General features: G+C 63.5%; 1 protein-coding gene. It reads left to right on the top strand.

The window, feature by feature from the left end; translation table 11 throughout:
* Positions 1-301, top strand: a 301-nt coding sequence (locus SB660_RS19740) for an extracellular solute-binding protein (RefSeq protein ID WP_410583961.1), incomplete at both ends; no start/stop codon positions are given.

The following is a 301-nucleotide window of genomic DNA, read 5'->3' as shown; positions in this document are numbered from 1 at the left end:
CCCGCGGACACATCGACCGACGCGAAGGGCACCATCCGCGTTCTGGTGGCGAACTTCTCCGCGGACAAGACCGGCCAGGCCGCATTCGACAAGATCGTCGACATTTTCCACAAGTCGTACCCCAATATCGACGTCGAGTCCGACTTCGTGCCCTACGACGCGCTCAACCAGAAGATCTCGACGGCGCTCGCCGCAGGCGACAACTACGACGTGATCAGCGCGGGTATCGGATGGGTCCAGCCTCTCGCCGATCTGGGTGCCATCCAGAGCCTCGCCCCGTTCGGCGTGACAGAGGACACGC

The sequence above is a fragment of the Bacillus sp. SIMBA_005 genome (assembly GCF_046535585.1).
Classification (GTDB): domain Bacteria; phylum Bacillota; class Bacilli; order Bacillales; family Bacillaceae; genus Bacillus; species Bacillus pumilus.
This window is presented reverse-complemented; position numbering and strand designations above follow the sequence as displayed.